This window comes from Streptomyces thermovulgaris, from assembly GCF_002155915.1.
Taxonomy (GTDB): domain Bacteria; phylum Actinomycetota; class Actinomycetes; order Streptomycetales; family Streptomycetaceae; genus Streptomyces; species Streptomyces thermovulgaris.
The window spans coordinates 1-15,107 of sequence record NZ_MUME01000049.1 but is presented as its reverse complement, the minus strand read 5'-3'; the positions used below and the strand labels follow the sequence as shown (position 1 = coordinate 15,107).

Annotated in this window: 14 protein-coding genes and 2 riboswitches; of the genes, 8 read left to right on the top strand and 6 right to left on the bottom strand. The window is 70.0% G+C overall.

The window, feature by feature from the left end; genetic code table 11:
- Positions 1-61 precede the first annotated feature (61 nt).
- Positions 62-805 carry an NADPH-dependent F420 reductase gene (locus CCN35_RS05625; protein ID WP_268877206.1) on the top strand — a complete coding sequence of 248 codons (744 nt, stop codon included), beginning with the start codon at positions 62-64 and terminating at the stop codon, positions 803-805.
- Positions 806-826: 21 nt separating this feature from the next.
- On the opposite strand, the gene CCN35_RS05620 is transcribed toward CCN35_RS05625, so the two are convergent.
- From CCN35_RS05620 to gcvT, 6 genes are all read right to left on the bottom strand, one after another.
- A complete protein-coding gene (locus CCN35_RS05620; protein WP_067397518.1) occupies positions 827-1,384 on the bottom strand; it encodes a glycoside hydrolase family 25 protein in 558 nt (185 codons plus the stop codon).
- Positions 1,385-1,502: 118 nt separating this feature from the next.
- Entirely contained in the window at positions 1,503-2,534 is a 1,032-nt protein-coding gene (locus CCN35_RS05615) for a phosphatidylinositol-specific phospholipase C domain-containing protein (RefSeq protein WP_211285492.1), read from the bottom strand.
- 357 nt (positions 2,535-2,891) lie between these two features.
- Positions 2,892-4,259 carry an L-serine ammonia-lyase gene (locus CCN35_RS05610; protein ID WP_067397520.1) on the bottom strand — a complete coding sequence of 456 codons (1,368 nt, stop codon included), beginning with the start codon at positions 4,257-4,259 and terminating at the stop codon, positions 2,892-2,894.
- Positions 4,260-4,354: 95 nt separating this feature from the next.
- The gene (glyA, locus tag CCN35_RS05605) at positions 4,355-5,629 is read right to left on the bottom strand and encodes a serine hydroxymethyltransferase (RefSeq protein WP_067397521.1); all 1,275 of its coding nucleotides are present in this window, start codon (positions 5,627-5,629) and stop codon (positions 4,355-4,357) included.
- A 17-nt stretch (positions 5,630-5,646) separates the two neighbouring features.
- Positions 5,647-6,024: a glycine cleavage system protein GcvH gene (gene gcvH / locus CCN35_RS05600; protein ID WP_067397522.1), complete on the bottom strand. Its 378-nt coding sequence runs from the start codon at positions 6,022-6,024 to the stop codon at positions 5,647-5,649.
- A 112-nt stretch (positions 6,025-6,136) separates the two neighbouring features.
- On the bottom strand, positions 6,137-7,264 hold the full coding sequence (gcvT, locus tag CCN35_RS05595; RefSeq protein ID WP_086791707.1) for a glycine cleavage system aminomethyltransferase GcvT: 1,128 nt from the start codon (positions 7,262-7,264) through the stop codon (positions 6,137-6,139).
- A gap of 43 nt (positions 7,265-7,307) precedes the next feature.
- Positions 7,308-7,423: riboswitch (glycine riboswitch) on the bottom strand.
- Positions 7,424-7,516, bottom strand: a riboswitch (glycine riboswitch).
- A gap of 177 nt (positions 7,517-7,693) precedes the next feature.
- Between gcvT and CCN35_RS05590 the strand changes: the two genes are divergently transcribed.
- The 7 genes from CCN35_RS05590 to CCN35_RS05560 form a co-directional block, all read left to right on the top strand.
- A complete protein-coding gene (locus tag CCN35_RS05590; protein ID WP_425444281.1) occupies positions 7,694-8,401 on the top strand; it encodes an AAA family ATPase in 708 nt (235 codons plus the stop codon).
- Between the two features lie 4 nt (positions 8,402-8,405).
- Positions 8,406-9,179 carry an enhanced serine sensitivity protein SseB gene (locus tag CCN35_RS05585; protein WP_067397525.1) on the top strand — a complete coding sequence of 258 codons (774 nt, stop codon included), beginning with the start codon at positions 8,406-8,408 and terminating at the stop codon, positions 9,177-9,179.
- Positions 9,180-9,579: 400 nt separating this feature from the next.
- Positions 9,580-10,365: an enhanced serine sensitivity protein SseB C-terminal domain-containing protein gene (locus CCN35_RS05580; RefSeq protein WP_067397526.1), complete on the top strand. Its 786-nt coding sequence runs from the start codon at positions 9,580-9,582 to the stop codon at positions 10,363-10,365.
- A 443-nt stretch (positions 10,366-10,808) separates the two neighbouring features.
- A complete protein-coding gene (locus CCN35_RS05575) occupies positions 10,809-12,479 on the top strand; it encodes an ABC transporter substrate-binding protein (protein WP_067397527.1) in 1,671 nt (556 codons plus the stop codon).
- A 108-nt stretch (positions 12,480-12,587) separates the two neighbouring features.
- Positions 12,588-13,592 (top strand): ABC transporter permease, encoded by a 1,005-nt coding sequence (locus tag CCN35_RS05570; protein WP_067397528.1) that lies wholly within the window; start codon positions 12,588-12,590, stop codon positions 13,590-13,592.
- 2 nt (positions 13,593-13,594) lie between these two features.
- A complete protein-coding gene (locus tag CCN35_RS05565; RefSeq protein WP_067397529.1) occupies positions 13,595-14,554 on the top strand; it encodes an ABC transporter permease in 960 nt (319 codons plus the stop codon).
- A gap of 6 nt (positions 14,555-14,560) precedes the next feature.
- The coding region (locus tag CCN35_RS05560) for an ABC transporter ATP-binding protein (protein ID WP_143631394.1) at positions 14,561-15,107 on the top strand (547 nt) is incomplete at its 3' end.

The window sequence follows — 15,107 nt, the reverse complement described above, 5'->3', positions numbered from 1 at the left end:
TGTTTGCCGGAATTCCGGACGGAACGGAAATAGCTCGCGCCGGCCCACGGTTGCACCGGACCTGCACAAGCCGGGCCCGGGTCCGGCCAGGGAAGGCGAGGCGAGCGACATGAGGATCGGCATCATCGGCGCGGGGAACATCGGCGGCAATCTGACCCGGCGGTTCACCGCCGCGGGCCATGACGTCCTTGTCGCCAACTCACGGGGACCGCACACCCTCACCGCGCTGGCCGAGGAGACCGGCGCGACACCCGTACGCGCCGAGGAGGCGGCGCACGGCGCCGAGGTGGTCGTGGTCACCGTCCCCCTGAGGGCGGTGCCGGACCTGCCGTCCGGGCTGCTCGACGGGGCGGCCGAGGACGTGGCGGTGATCGACACCGGCAACTACTACCCGCGGCAGCGGGACGGCAGGATCGCGGCGATCGAGGACGAGGGGCTCACCGAGAGCCGCTGGACCGAGCGGCAGATCGGCCATCCGGTGGTCAAGGCGTTCAACGGCACCTACGCCCAGGACCTCCTCGAACGCCCCCGCCCGGCCGGCGACCCCGGACGCATGGCGCTTCCGGTGGCCGGTGACGACCAGGCGGCCAAGGCGAAGGTCCGGCGGCTCATCGACGAGATCGGCTTCGACACGGTGGACGCCGGCGGCATCGACGACTCCTGGCGCCAGCAGCCCGGCACCCCCGTGTACGGGATGCGCGGAGGCGTCGACGCCGTCGTCCAGGCCCTGGGGGAGGCGTCCCCGCGGCGCCCGGCGGACTTCCGGGGACAGCGGACGGCGGGTCCCGGGACCCGGGCCTTGTGAACCCGTCTTTCGGCCCCGGGGTCAGGAGCCCGTCGCCCAGGCCTTGAGCGCCGCCTTGCTGCTGAAGTTCGCCACGTTCTTGTCGAGCGGATTGTCGGTGTACTGGTGGAAGAGCCACTTGGCCTTGATGCGGGGACGGCCGGCGGTGACGTAGTCCGCGATCCACAGGCCGTCGCCCGCGTAGGAGGTGGTGTCGATGGTGAGCCAGAAGTGGCGGTTGGCGTAGAGGATCACCCGGTTGTTCGGGCGCAGGGCCTTGACCTTGCGGATGAACTGGTCCTTCTCCGCGTTGCTGGCATGGGTGCCCCCGCCCGTGGTCTCCCAGTCGACGGCGAGGATGTCGCCCGCCCTCTCCGGGGCGTGGGAGACGAAGTACTCCGCCTGGGCCGTGATGTTGCCCGGCCACAGGAAGTGGTAGAAGCCGACGACCAGGCCGGCGTCACGGCCGCGCTTGGTCTGGGCGTTGAGCTTGGGATTGACGTACGAGCGGCCCTCCGTCGCCTTGATGAAGACGAAGGAGAGGCCGCTCGTGCTGTAGGTGGAGGACTGATAGGCGCTCACATCGATGCCGTGCAGCATGGGGTGCACTCCTTGAAAGCTGTGGGGGGAAGGAGTAGTTGGTAGGGTTGTGCCCCGTCTTCCCCCGGGACGACCCTTTCAGGGAGTTCGAACATCAGTCCTCATCGGTCGTCGGGTGTCAGCCCCGGCCGACCACCGAGCCCAGGACGGCGGGCGATTTCGCCGACCAGTCCGAAGTGATGATGCTGGCGTACTTCCCGGCCAGGAGGGACAGCCGGTCGGCCACCTCCGCGTCCGTGGGGTCGGTCGAGGAGATCGGCGGTGAGACACCGGCCGCCCCCGTGGCGATCAGGATGTAGTGGTTGGCCGCGTAGAAGGACGTGTCGTAGCCCCTGTCGACATAGGTCGCCGCGTCCCCGTCGAAGAACACGAACCAGGGGCGGATCGAGGCGTCGTAGCGGCTGGTGCGCGGGTCGCCGGCGGCGGCGCCGAGGACGGCGGGGAAGGCCTGGGCCGTGTCGATGTTCCCGGCGGCGTACAGGTCGCGCAGATGGTCGCCGTACTCCTGGTCGGTCCAGTAGTGGTCGAAGGGGTTGCGCTGCTCCACCGTGCCCGGGATCAGCTCGAAGATGACCTTGCCGGTCAGCTCGTCCCGGGACGGCCAGGCCCCGGCCCGCGCGGCCGCGTCCAGCGTCGGATAGGTGCCGCCCAGCAGGTCGGAGGGCTTGTAGACCATGTCGCCGAGCTTCTGCCGCACCAGCGTGTCGAACTCGTCGGGCCCCAGGCCGATGGTGTTGTTGAAGCCGTTCTTCATCTCCACCTTGAAGACGATCGGCCGGTGGTCCGGATGCAGCTGGTGCCAGGCGGCGATGTTGTCCAGGCAGCTGCCGAAGTCCTGGTTGCGGCTCTTGCTGTACAGCTCGTCGGGCGTCTTCGCGGCCTCGCAGTTGTTGTCGTTGCCCAGCGGGTTGCTGTGGCTGACCCGCCAGCGCCGGGTCAGGGGATCGGTGTAGACGTCGATCTCGAGCAGCGAGGCACCGGAGTCCAGCGCCTGCGCGAAGTAGGTGTAGGTCGACTTCTCGTACGCGTTGTGCACCCCGATCGACGTCGTCTCGGAGAACTTCGGCGATGCCGCCCCGGCGTGGCCCGGCAGCATCCACAGCAATGCGGCGGCACCCAGCAGCGCCGCCGCACGTCTCGCCCTGCCCATACAACAACTCCCCTTTGCTGTCGCTGAGTTGAGCGGCAGCGTAGGAGAGATGGGTTACCGCACGGTAGTCCCTGGCGGAACAAGAGCCGCACGGAGAGAGGTATGACACAGCGTCAGCACCGGTCTCCGGCGTCACGGGGCCGTCGGCGGTCTCGGCGGCCCGCGGTTGACAGGAGGGCGGGGAACGGCCCTTCCTCTCACGGCGGCCGGCAGAGCAGGGAGCGGACCGGACCGACCGGCCGCGGTCCGGCCGTCCGGGAACGGCCCGGCCGCCCGCGCGACGGTTCGGCCGTCCGCAGGAAGAACCCCGGCCCCGCGCACGGGGCCGGGGCCGGGGAGGTGCTGCCGGAGGCCCGGTCAGCACTCGATGATGTTGACCGCCAGTCCGCCCCGGGCCGTCTCCTTGTACTTCACGGACATGTCGGCGCCGGTCTCCTTCATCGTCTTGATGACCTTGTCCAGGGAGACCTTGTGGGTGCCGTCGCCGCGCAGGGCCATGCGGGCGGCGGTGACGGCCTTGACGGCGGCCATGCCGTTGCGCTCGATGCAGGGGATCTGGACGAGGCCGCCCACGGGGTCGCAGGTGAGGCCGAGGTTGTGCTCCATGCCGATCTCGGCGGCGTTCTCCACCTGCTCGGGGGTGCCGCCCAGGACCTCGGCGAGGGCGCCCGCCGCCATCGAGCAGGCCGAGCCGACCTCGCCCTGGCAGCCGACCTCGGCGCCGGAGATGGAGGCGTTCTCCTTGAAGAGCATGCCGATCGCTCCCGCGGCGAGCAGGAAGCGGACCACGCCGTCCTCGTCGGCGCCGGGGATGAAATTCATGTAGTAGTGCAGGACCGCGGGGATGATGCCGGCCGCGCCGTTGGTCGGGGCGGTGACCACCCGTCCGCCGGCCGCGTTCTCCTCGTTGACCGCCATCGCGTAGAGGGTGATCCACTCCATGGCGCGGCTCGCCGGGTCGCCCTCGGCCCGCAGCTGGCGGGCGGTGACGGCCGCGCGGCGGCGCACCTTCAGACCGCCCGGCAGGATGCCCTCGCGGCTCATGCCCCGTGCGACGCACTCCCGCATCACCCGCCAGATCTCCAGCAGGCCCTCGCGCACCTCCTCCTCGGTGCGCCAGGCCCGCTCGTTCTCCAGCATCAGCGACGAGATCGACAGGCCCGTCTCCCGCGTCAGGCGCAGCAGCTCGTCGCCCGTGCGGAAGGGGTACTTCAGCACCGTGTCGTCCAGCTTGATGCGGTCCGTGCCCACCGCCTCCTCGTCCACGACGAAGCCGCCGCCCACCGAGTAGTACGTCCTGGTCAGCAGCTCGGCGCCCGAGGCGTCGTACGCCCACAGGGTCATGCCGTTGGCGTGGTAGGGCAGCGTCTTGCGGCGGTGCAGGACCAGGTCGTCGTCGAAGGAGAACGCGATCTCGTGCTCGCCGAGGAGGCGCAGACGGCCCGAGGTCCGCACCGTCTCGACCCTCGCGTCCGCCGTCTCCACGTCCACCGTCCGCGGTGACTCGCCCTCCAGGCCCAGCACCACCGCCTTCGGCGTGCCGTGGCCGTGGCCGGTGGCGCCGAGGGAGCCGTACAGCTCCGTACGGACGGAGGCGGTCCGCTCCAGCAGGCCCTCGTTGCGCAGCCTGCGCGCGAACATCCGGGCGGCCCGCATCGGGCCGACCGTGTGGGAGCTGGACGGTCCGATGCCGATCGAGAACAGGTCGAAGACCGAGATGGCCACGGTGCCTCCTCAGTGCGGGGTGGTGCAGAAGCGGGCGGGCGCCGCGCGCGGTGCGGGGTCTCCGGTTCCGCGCGCGGCGCCGCCGGAAGGGGGACTTACGGGTGCAGCCCCGGGTAGAGCGGGTGCTTGTCGGCCAGGGCCTTCACCCGGGCCTTGAGGGCGTCGGCGTCGTACGACGGCTTCAGCGCCTCGGCGATCACGTCCGCCACCTCGGTGAAGTCCTCGGCGGTGAAGCCGCGGGTCGCCAGGGCCGGCGTGCCGATCCTCAGGCCCGAGGTGACCATCGGCGGACGCGGGTCGTTCGGGACCGCGTTGCGGTTGACCGTGATCCCGATCCCGTGGAGCCGGTCCTCGGCCTGCCGGCCGTCCAGCTCGGAGTCGCGCAGGTCCACCAGGACCAGGTGCACGTCCGTGCCGCCGGTCAGCACGTCCGCCCCGGCCGCCTTCACATCGTCCCGCACCAGGCGCTCGGCCAGGATGCGGGCGCCCTCCAGGGTGCGGCGCTGGCGCTCCTTGAACTCCTCGCTCGCCGCGATCTTGAAGGCCACCGCCTTGGCGGCGATCACATGCTCCAGCGGGCCGCCCTGCTGACCGGGGAAGACCGCGGAGTTGATCTTCTTGGCCAGCTCGGCCGTCGACAGGATCACCCCGCCGCGCGGGCCGCCCAGCGTCTTGTGGGTGGTGGTGGTGACCACATGCGCGTGCGGCACCGGGTTCGGGTGCAGCCCCGCGGCGACCAGGCCGGCGAAGTGCGCCATGTCGACCATGAGGTAGGCGCCGACCTCGTCCGCGATCCGGCGGAACGCGGCGAAGTCCAGCTGCCGCGGATAGGCCGACCAGCCGGCCACGATCAGCTTGGGCCGGGTCTCCTTGGCCAGCCTCTCCACCTCGGCCATGTCGACCAGGCCGTCCTCGCCCACGTGGTAGGGGACGACCTCGTAGAGCCTGCCGGAGAAGTTGATCCTCATGCCGTGGGTCAGGTGCCCGCCGTGCGCGAGGTCCAGGCCCATGATCCTGTCGCCCGGCTCGAGCAGCGAGAACATCACGGCCGCGTTCGCCTGGGCCCCGGAGTGCGGCTGCACATTGGCGTGCTCGGCGCCGAACAGCGCCTTGACGCGGTCGACGGCGATCCGCTCGACCACGTCGACGTGCTCGCAGCCGCCGTAGTAGCGGCGGCCCGGATAGCCCTCGGCGTACTTGTTGGTGAGGACCGACCCCTGGGCCTCCATGACCGCGACCGGGGCGAAGTTCTCCGAGGCGATCATCTCGAGGGTGGACTGCTGGCGGCGCAGTTCGGCGTCGACCGCGGCGGCCACGTCCGGGTCGAGCTCGTGCAGGGGCGTGTCGAGAACGGTCTTCCGCTCGGTCATGCGTGTCGTCCCGTTGCTCAGTCGGCCGTGTGGGCGGCGTACTCGTCGGCGGAGAGCAGGTCGTCCGGCTCGCTCGTGACGCGCACCTTGAACAGCCAGCCGGCCTCGAACGGAGCCGAGTTCACCAGCGACGGGTCGTTCACCACGTCCTCGTTGATCTCGGTGACCTCGCCGCTGACCGGGGCGTACAGGTCGGACACCGACTTGGTCGACTCCAGCTCGCCGCAGGCCTCGCCCGCGGTCACCGTGGAGCCGACCTCCGGGAGCTGGGCGTAGACGACGTCGCCGAGCGCGTTGGCCGCGAACTCGGTGATGCCGACCGTGGCGACGCCGTCCTCGACGGGCGACACCCACTCGTGCTCCTTGCTGTAGCGCAGCTGCTCGGGGTTGCTCATGGCCTGATTCCTCCTGTACGCGGGGAGTGCTGATGACTGGGGGAAGGGAAAAGGGGCCTGTGATCGGGGGCGGCGTGGCCCGCCGCGGGGCCGGCCGGCCGCCGTGCCGGTGTCACTTCTGCCGCTTGTAGAAGGGCAGCGCCACCACCTCGTACGGCTCGTGACTGCCCCGGATGTCCACCGCGACACCCGTCGTGCCCGGAGCGGCGTACGCGGCGTCGACGTAGGCCATCGCGATCGGCTTGCCCAGGGTGGGGGAGGGGGCACCGGAGGTGACCTCGCCGATCACCTTGCCGTCCGCGACGACCGAGTAGCCGGCGCGCGGGACCCGGCGGCCCTGGGCCACCAGGCCGACGAGCACCCGGGACGGCTCGGCGGCCACCCGTTCGGCGGCGGCCAGCAGGGCCTCGCGGCCCACGAAGTCGCCCTCCTTGTCGAACTTGACCACCCGGCCGAACCCCGCGTCGAACGGGGTCAGCGCCGTCGACAGCTCGTTGCCGTACAGCGGCATGCCTGCCTCCAGGCGCAGCGTGTCGCGGCAGGACAGGCCGCAGGGCACCAGACCGGCCGGGGCGCCGGCCTCGGTGAGCGCCTGCCACAGCCGCTCCGCGTCGCCCGGGGCCACGAACAGCTCGAAGCCGTCCTCGCCGGTGTACCCGGTGCGGGCGATCAGCGCGGGGACGCCCGCGACGGTGCCGGACAGGGCGGCGTAGTACTTCAGTCCGTCCAGGTCGGCGTCGGTGAGGGGCTTGAGGACGGCGAGGGCCTCGGGGCCCTGGACGGCGAGCAGCGCGTAGGCGTCCCGGTCGTCGCGGACCTCGGCGTCGAAGCCGGCCGCCCGCTCGGTGAGCGCGTCGAGCACCGCCTGGGCGTTGGAGGCGTTGGCGACGACCAGGTACTCGTGCTCACCCGTCCGGTAGACGATCAGGTCGTCCAGGATGCCGCCGTCGGCCCGGCAGATCATGGTGTAGCGGGCACGGCCCGGGCCCACGGTGGCGATGTTGCCGACCAGGGCGTAGTTCAGCAGCGCGACGGCCTGCGGTCCGGTGACGGTGATCTCACCCATGTGGGAGAGGTCGAAGAGACCGGCCCTGGTGCGCACGGCGAGGTGCTCCTCGCGCTCGGAGCCGTAGCGCAGGGGCATCTCCCAGCCGGCGAAGTCGGTCATCGTCGCGCCGAGCGAGCGGTGCAGCGCGTCGAGCGGGGTACGGCGGAGTCGAGGGGCGTCGGTACTGCTCATCGGTCGGTCTCCAAGACAGATACGGACGAGGACGGGCCTGAGGTCCTCCCCATCTGTCATCGGAACCTGAGAGGTTCGCCGGGACCGCCGTCGGACGGACGGCCACGGCTTGCACCTTGGGTGGGGCCGCCGTGCCGGCGACCCGCTTTTCAGATGTGCCTCGCCCGCGCGGTAACGGGGCCTGAGAGATTCAAGGGAGGGACTTGCTCCTTCGGCGCCCCGGCACGCCGGGGACTCTCCCGCGCGGATTCAAACGGCCGATATGCAGTTGAGGCGCCCATCATTGCACGCCCGGGCCGTTCCTGGCAGGACCGCACCCGTGACCGACCCGTGACAGTGCGTGCACAGAATCACGGAACACCGTCCATTACCTTCTCTTTACGTTCGGTGGGAAGGTGCATTCCTGACCAACCGGGGAGGATGATGACGGTGAACAGGCCCAGGGCACAGGCGACGTCCCAGTCCTCCGTGCCGCCCCTCCCTCCGACCGGGCCGGCCCCCGCCCGGCTGTGGCGGTCCGGGGCCGCCGTCCGGGACCTGCGGGGGGAGGACGGGCCGCACGAGCTGTGCTTCGGGCCGTACGACCTGGTCGTGGTGACCGGCCTGCCCGGCGGCGGCAAGTCCACGCTGATGCGCCGCACGGTGCACGGGGGCCTGCGGATCGACTCCCAGGACACCCGCGACCGCTGGGACGCCCGGCTGGCGCCGTACCTGCCCTACGTCCTCTACCGCCCCCTGGTCCGCCTCGTCCACTACGCCGGACTGCGCAGGGCCCTGCGCTCCGGCGCCCCGGTCGTGGTCCACGACTGCGGCACCCAGCCCTGGGTGCGCGCCTGGCTGGCCCGGACCGCCCGCCGCCGCGGCGCCGCCCTGCATCTGGTCCTGCTGGACGTCGCCCCCGGCACCGCGCTGGCGGGGCAGCGGGAACGCGGCCGGGGCGTCTCCCCGTACGCCTTCCGGCGCCACTGCCGGGCGGCGGCCCGTCTGCTGCGCCTCCTGCGGCGGGGGGAGCTGCCCAGGGGCTGCGACTCGGCGGTCCTGCTGGACCGGGAGTCCGCGGCGGCCCTGCGGCGGATCGGGTTCGCTCCCGTACCGGATAACCTTCCGGTCACAGCAGTGGTTTCCAGCAGGCGGTAGGTAGATGGATTTCCCGGCACAGGCACATCTCCAGCCCCACCCGCACGGCGGTTGGCCCGGCAACGAACTGGAGGAGGTGCTGTCGGCCTCCCTCGGCGTTCCGTCGGCCGTCGGCCGGATCATCGAGGTCCTCAGCCGCAGCTTCCTCTGGGTCCCCCTGCCCAACGGCGGAGGCCCGGACAGCGGCCCGCTCGATCTGCCCGCGATGGAGCTCGACGGCCAGGCGTACGTGCCGGTCTTCAGCTCCGAGGAGCAGTTCCGTCAGGTCGTCGGCTCGCACATGGCGTACACCATCGCGCCCGCCGTCGAGTTCGCGCGCGGACTGCCCCCGCAGGCCGGCATCGCCATCAACCCGGAGGGCGTGGTCGGCGTCCCGCTGCCGCCGCCGGCCGTGGCCGAACTGTGCCGGGCGGGACGCACCCCGCTGGACGGCCCGGAGACCGGCGGCCGCGTCCGCCTCTTCGAGCCCGACTGGCAGGACGACCCGATGGACTTCTTCTCCGCCGCCTCCGCCGAGTTCGACGCGATCGGCGTGGTCCGCACCGCCCGGCGCTGCCTGGCCGCCATCGAGACGGCCGACCCGGTCATGTTCATCGGGGTCGAGCTGTCCCGTCTCGAGGGCGACCTGCTGACCCGTCCCCTGGAGGCCCTGGGCCGTGCCCTGGCCGCGTCCCCGGTCCGCTGGCCGGTCAACCTGGTCCTCCTGGACGTGGCCCAGGACCCGGTGATCGACTGGATGAGGGAAAAGATCCGGCCGTTCTACCGGCGCGACCACTGAGGACACCGGCGCATGGGCACAAGCCCCCCACGGCGGCAAAAACGGCAACGGGTACCGAGTTCGCAGGCGGCCTTAAGCTAGTGCTGCGACCGAAAAGGTTCACCGGCTCGTGACGCCCGGCACGGCACCTCGTCGTGCCACCGCACCGCCCGCGTGCACCCAGTACGCGGGAGCCGCCTCGCCCCGCGGTGCTTCCCGCCGTCCGAAGGGGCGTGGAAGGCGGTGCGGCACCGGACGCCGCGAGCGCTCCGGCGTACCTTTCCGGTCGTCGCGGCGTGTTCCCCGGGCCCTGTCCGCATCCGCGGGCGCCCTTGGGCGTCCCGCGGGCGGGACGCGTGGAACACGCCCTGGTACACAGTGTGTCGAAGGGGCTCGTGGAGGGGCGGTACAGAAGGTGAGCGTGAGCGCCAGCGGCACGGCGGCCGGGCAGGTCGAGCAGGCGCTGCGCCAGGTGACGCCGGGGCGTTACGACGCCTACGAGGTGTTGCTGCGCGCACTGGCGACGCCGTCCACCGGCCAGGTCTGGATGCTGCTGTGGCACGGCCAGGCGGGTTCCCCCGACGCCCAGTACGGGCGCATGGAGGTCGACGGCCACGGCTACGCGCCCTGTGTGACGTCCGCTCAGGAGCTGTCGGCCAGCGGCTGGATGCGGTCGTACGAGGTGGTGGACGGCATCGAGGTGGCCCGCATCCTCTACCGCGAGCACTACGGCCTGTGGCTGAACCCGCACGCCCCGGGCGGCGGGGTCGGCATTCCCTGGCTCGATCTGCGCCGCATCGCCACCGGCCTGGACCGCCAGCCCGCGGGGCCGCTCAGGCTGTCCGAGCCGACCGTCGAGGTCCCGCAGTTCTACGCCCTGCTCACCCAGAACGCCCACCGCACCCCGGCGGTCCGCTCGCTGCGCCGCGCCTGGGTGCAGCCCGCGATCGGAGAGCCGTACCTGGCCATCGGCCTGGACGTGTACGACACCTCGCCGGCCGCCGTCGACTCGGTGCGCGCGATGATGCAGCAGTCCATCAGCGCCGTCCCCGACGGGCTGCCGGTGTCGACCGTGGCGATGTCCGACGAGTACGACCCGGTCGCGATGTGGCTGCGCGCCAACTCCCGCCCCTTCTACGACCGTGAGGCGCACGGTGCCGTGCCGCCCGCCCCGGGCTACGGCTATCCGCCGGTGCACCGGCACTGACCGGCGCGAACGGACCCCGGAAAGGCCCGGTGCGGTCGCCCGCACCGGGCCTTCACACAGGATCACGCAGCGTCATCGTGTCCGGCATGTGGACATCCGACCGGTGCTGGGTTTTCTTCACAACTCATGGCTGATGTCGTGTCAGATTTCCGGCCGACCGATGGTCGTGCGCGTTCAGCTACCTCTCGCTAACCGCCTGTCACCTGCGGTTTTTCCGTTTCTTCGCCCCATCTGGCGCTTTTCTGGCGGACCTTGAGGGGGCGTCTTGTGTATCGATTGGATCAACTTCTTGTGAAGGGGCGTCTGAACTGCCCCCTTATGTCAAGTGTCCAGATCTCAGGTAGGTATCACCGCTATCCGGACTGTTCCTGACTCCCTGCGAACGTCTGTAGTGTTCAGCGGGTCAAGATGCATCCACATAGCGGACCCGGAGTGGCCCCAGAATGCGCATATTCAAGCCCCGAGCCGCTCGGGCGATCACGGCCGCAGTCGCGGTCGGCCTGATCGCTACGGGCTGCACCAGTGAGCGGGACAGCGGCAACAAGAGCAGCGGCAGAAAGGACACCTTCGTCTTCGCCGGTGCGGGCGACCCGGGCTCCCTGGATCCTGCCCTCGCCAGCGACGGCGAAACCTTCCGTGTGACGCGTCAGGCGTTCGAGGCCCTCCTCGAGCACGAGCCGGGCGGCACCAAGCTGGTCGGCGGTCTCGCCGAGACCTGGTCGAGCAACGACAAGGGCACCGTCTGGACCTTCAACCTCCGCAAGGGCGTGAAGTTCCACGACGGCGAGAAGCTCAACGCCGAGGCGGTCTGCGCCAACTACGACCACTGGTTCAACTGGAAGGGCACCTACCAGTCCAGCGCGGTCTCCTACTACTGGCAGACCATCATGGGCGGCTTCGCGAAGAACGAGGACAAGGAGACGCCCGAGCCGAACTACAAGTCCTGCACCGCGAAGGACGAGTACACCGCCGTCATCGAGGTCAAGAAGCCCTCCGCCAACCTCCCCGGCGGCTTCTCCCTCAACGCCCTGGCGATCCACTCGCCCAAGGCCATCAAGGAGTACGAGAAGCAGGAGGCGACCGCCAAGGGCGACGCCATCACGTACCCCAAGTACAGCCAGGAGGCCGGCGTGGTCGCCGGCACCGGCCCGTACAAGATCGTCAAGTGGAACAAGGGCAACAAGGAAGTCGTCCTCGAGCGCTTCGACGACTACTGGGGCGAGAAGGCCAAGATCAAGAAGCTGGTCTTCCGCACCATCGACACCGAGGAGGGCCGCCGCCAGGCGCTCCAGGCCGGTGACATCGACGGCTACGACCTCGTCGCCCCGGCCGACGTCAAGACCCTCAAGGACCAGGGCTACGTCGTCCCGACGCGTGACGTCTTCAACATCTTCTACCTCGGCATGAGCCAGGGGGCCAACAAGGCCCTGAAGAAGAAGGAAGTCCGCCAGGCCATCGCGCACGCCATCGACCGCGAGAACCTGGTCAAGACCCAGCTGCCCGAGGGCGGCAAGGTCGCCGACCAGTTCATGCCGGACACGGTCGCGGGCTACTCCAAGAAGGTCAAGCAGTACCCGTACGACACCGCCAAGGCCAAGGCGCTGCTGAAGAAGGCCGGCGAGGAGAACCTCCAGATCGAGTTCTGCTACCCGACCGAGGTCACCCGCCCGTACATGCCTGCCCCGCAGGACCTGTTCGAGCTGATGAAGTCCGACCTGGAGAAGGCCGGCATCAAGGTCAAGCCCAAGCCCATGAAGTGGGCCCCGGACTACCTCGACGCCACCGAGTCGGGCTCCTGCGCCCTGCACATGCTGGGCTGGACCGGCGACTTCAACGACGGCTACAACTTCATCGGCACCTGGTTCTCCGGCTTCGACAAGCAGTGGGGCTTCAAGGACAAGAAGGTCTTTGACGCCGTCAACGCCGGATCCAAGATGGGCAAGCTCGAGGACCGCATCGCCGCCTACGAGAAGGCCAACGAGGTCATCATGGAGTACCTGCCGGGCCTCCCGATCTCGTCCTCGCCGCCGGCGATCGCCTTCGGCAAGAACGTCAACCCGCCGAAGGTCTCCCCGCTGACGCAGGAGATCTTCGCCGAGGCCTCCTTCAAGTAAGCGAGCACGCGGCAGGAAACCGTAAACGGGGGTCCGCCCGGCCGTCGCAACTCGGCGGCCGGGCGGGTCCGTTCATGTAAGACAACACGCAAGAAAGGGGCATGCGGGGTGCTGCGTCTCGTTGTACGAAGACTGCTCCAGCTCATACCCACGCTGCTCGGCCTATCGGTTCTGCTCTTCCTGTGGCTCGACCGGCTGCCCGGTGGACCCGCCTCAGCGATCCTGGGGGAGAAGGCCACCGAGGCCGAGGTGGCGCGCATCAACCGCGCGCTCGGGCTTGACCAACCCGTCTACATCCAGTACTGGCGCTTCCTCAAGCGCATCGCCGAACTCGACCTGGGAACGTCCACCCAGACCGGACAGCCAGTGTGGGACGAGTTCGTCCTGCGCTTCCCCGCCACCGTGGAACTGTCCCTTTGCGCGATGTTCCTCGCCGTGGCCGTCGGTGTTCCGCTCGGCTACTTCGCCGCCCGCAACCGCGGCGGCTGGCTCGACGTCACCGCCGTGTCCGGCTCGCTGGTCGGCATCTGCATCCCGGTCTTCTTCCTCGCTCTGATCCTCAAGGGCATCTTCGCCGTCCAGCTCGGCATCTTCCCCAGCTACGGCCGCCAGGAAACCGGCATCAACGCCACCGAGGTGACCGGCTTCGCCGTCCTGGACGGCATCCTCACCGGGGAGTTCGACGCCTCCTGGGACGCGATCATGCACCTGATCCTGCCCGCCGTCGCCCTGTCCTCCATCCCGCTCGCGGTCATCGTGCGCATGACCCGCGCCAGCGTCCTGGAGGTGCAGGACGAGGACTACGTCCGCACCGCGGAGGCCAAGGGGCTCAAGCGGAGCGTCGTGCGCACCCGGCACGTGCTGCGCAACGCGATGCTCCCCGTGGTGACCGCGGTCGGCCTGCTCACCGGCTCCCTGCTGTCCGGCGCGGTCCTGACCGAGTCGGTGTTCTCCTTCGGCGGGATCGGCTCCTTCATCCGGACCGCCATCGACGCCCGCGACTACCCCGTGCTCGTCGGGTTCATCATGTTCATCGCGATGGTGTACGTCCTGATCAACCTGCTGGTGGACCTGGCGTACAGCCTTATCGACCCGAGAGTGCGGGTGCACTGAGTATGAGTGTCGCCACCAAGACTGACAAGATCCAGCGCCTCGCGGAACTGACCGCGACCAAGGAGACCAGCACCGGCGCCAGCCTGTGGCGCGAGGCCTTCCGCCGCCTCAGGCGCAGCAAGATGGCGATCATCGGCGCGGCCATCATCGCCGTGTTCGTCGTCATCGCGATCGTCGGACCCTACATCGCCCCGCACTCCCCGACCGCCCAGACCTGGCGCGGCGAGGTCTTCCCCAACCGGGGCGAGTTCGTCGGCCCGCGCGCCGGCAACTGGTTCGGACTCGACCACATCGGCCGGGACATGTTCTCCCGGATGCTGGTCGGCGCCCGCCAGACACTGCTCGTCGGTGTCGTCTCCACCCTGATCGGCCTGTCCGTCGGCTTCCTGATCGGCGGTCTCTCCGGAGCCGCCGCCACCCTCGGCGGCACCACCGGCAAGCGCATCGACTCCGTCATCATGCGTCTGATCGACATGATGCTGGCGCTGCCCTCGCTGCTGCTGGCCGTCTCCGTCGCCGCCGTCATGGGCCAGTCGCTGACCACCGTGATGATCGCCGTGGGTGTGGTCCAGGTGCCGGTGTTCGCCCGGCTGCTGCGCGGCTCCATGCTGGCGCAGGGCGGAGCGGACTACGTGCTCGCGGCCCAGTCCCTGGGCGTGCGCAAGCGGCGCATCGTGCTCTCGCAGATCGTCCCGAACTCGCTCAGCCCGGTGATCGTGCAGGCCACGCTCTCCCTGGCCACCGCGATCATCGAGGCGGCCGCCCTGTCCTACCTGGGGCTGGGCAACCCCGACCCGGCCGTTCCCGAGTGGGGCGTCATGCTCGCCCAGGCGCAGCGCTTCTTCGACAACGCGCCGATGATGGCGGTCTACCCCGCCGTCGGCATCATCGTCACCGCCCTCGGCTTCACCCTTCTCGGAGAGGCCATGCGGGAAGCCCTCGACCCGAAGCTGAGGGGCTGAACCACCATGTCTCTGCTTACTGTCGACGAACTGACCGTCACCTTCGAAAGCCGCGGTCGCAAGGCGTACCGGGCGGTCGACGGCGTCTCCTTCTCCATCGACCAGGGTCAGGTCGTGGGCCTGGTCGGCGAGTCCGGCTGCGGAAAGTCCGTCACCTCCCTGGCGCTGATGGGCCTGCTGCCGTCCAAGGGCGTCACCATCGGCGGCCGTGCCGAGTTCGACGGCACGGACCTGTTCGGTCTGAGCCCGGCCGCCCGCCGCGACCTGCGCGGCAGCAAGATGGCGATGATCTTCCAGGACCCGCTGTCCTCGCTCAACCCGGTCGTGCCGGTGGGCGTGCAGGTCACCGAGATCCTCGAGCGCCACCGCGGGCTGAAGGGCGAGGCCGCCCGCAAGGAGGCCGCCCACCTGCTGGACCGGGTCGGCATCCCCGACCCCAACCGGCGCCTGAAGGAGTACCCGCACCAGCTCTCCGGCGGCATGCGCCAGCGCGCCCTGATCGCCATGGCGGTGGCCTGCGCCCCGCGTCTGCTCATCGCCGACGAGCCCACCA

What these genes read in the sequence shown, in the direction of transcription:
- glyA (WP_067397521.1), bottom strand. Translation starts at nt 5,629, where the DNA reads ATGACCGAGCGGAAGACCGTTCTCGACACGCCCCTGCACGAGCTCGAC.
- CCN35_RS05615 (WP_211285492.1), bottom strand. Translation starts at nt 2,534, where the DNA reads ATGGGCAGGGCGAGACGTGCGGCGGCGCTGCTGGGTGCCGCCGCATTG.
- CCN35_RS05575 (WP_067397527.1), top strand. Translation starts at nt 10,809, where the DNA reads ATGCGCATATTCAAGCCCCGAGCCGCTCGGGCGATCACGGCCGCAGTC.
- gcvH (WP_067397522.1), bottom strand. Translation starts at nt 6,024, where the DNA reads ATGAGCAACCCCGAGCAGCTGCGCTACAGCAAGGAGCACGAGTGGGTG.
- gcvT (WP_086791707.1), bottom strand. Translation starts at nt 7,264, where the DNA reads ATGAGCAGTACCGACGCCCCTCGACTCCGCCGTACCCCGCTCGACGCG.
- CCN35_RS05585 (WP_067397525.1), top strand. Translation starts at nt 8,406, where the DNA reads ATGGATTTCCCGGCACAGGCACATCTCCAGCCCCACCCGCACGGCGGT.
- CCN35_RS05620 (WP_067397518.1), bottom strand. Translation starts at nt 1,384, where the DNA reads ATGCTGCACGGCATCGATGTGAGCGCCTATCAGTCCTCCACCTACAGC.
- CCN35_RS05565 (WP_067397529.1), top strand. Translation starts at nt 13,595, where the DNA reads ATGAGTGTCGCCACCAAGACTGACAAGATCCAGCGCCTCGCGGAACTG.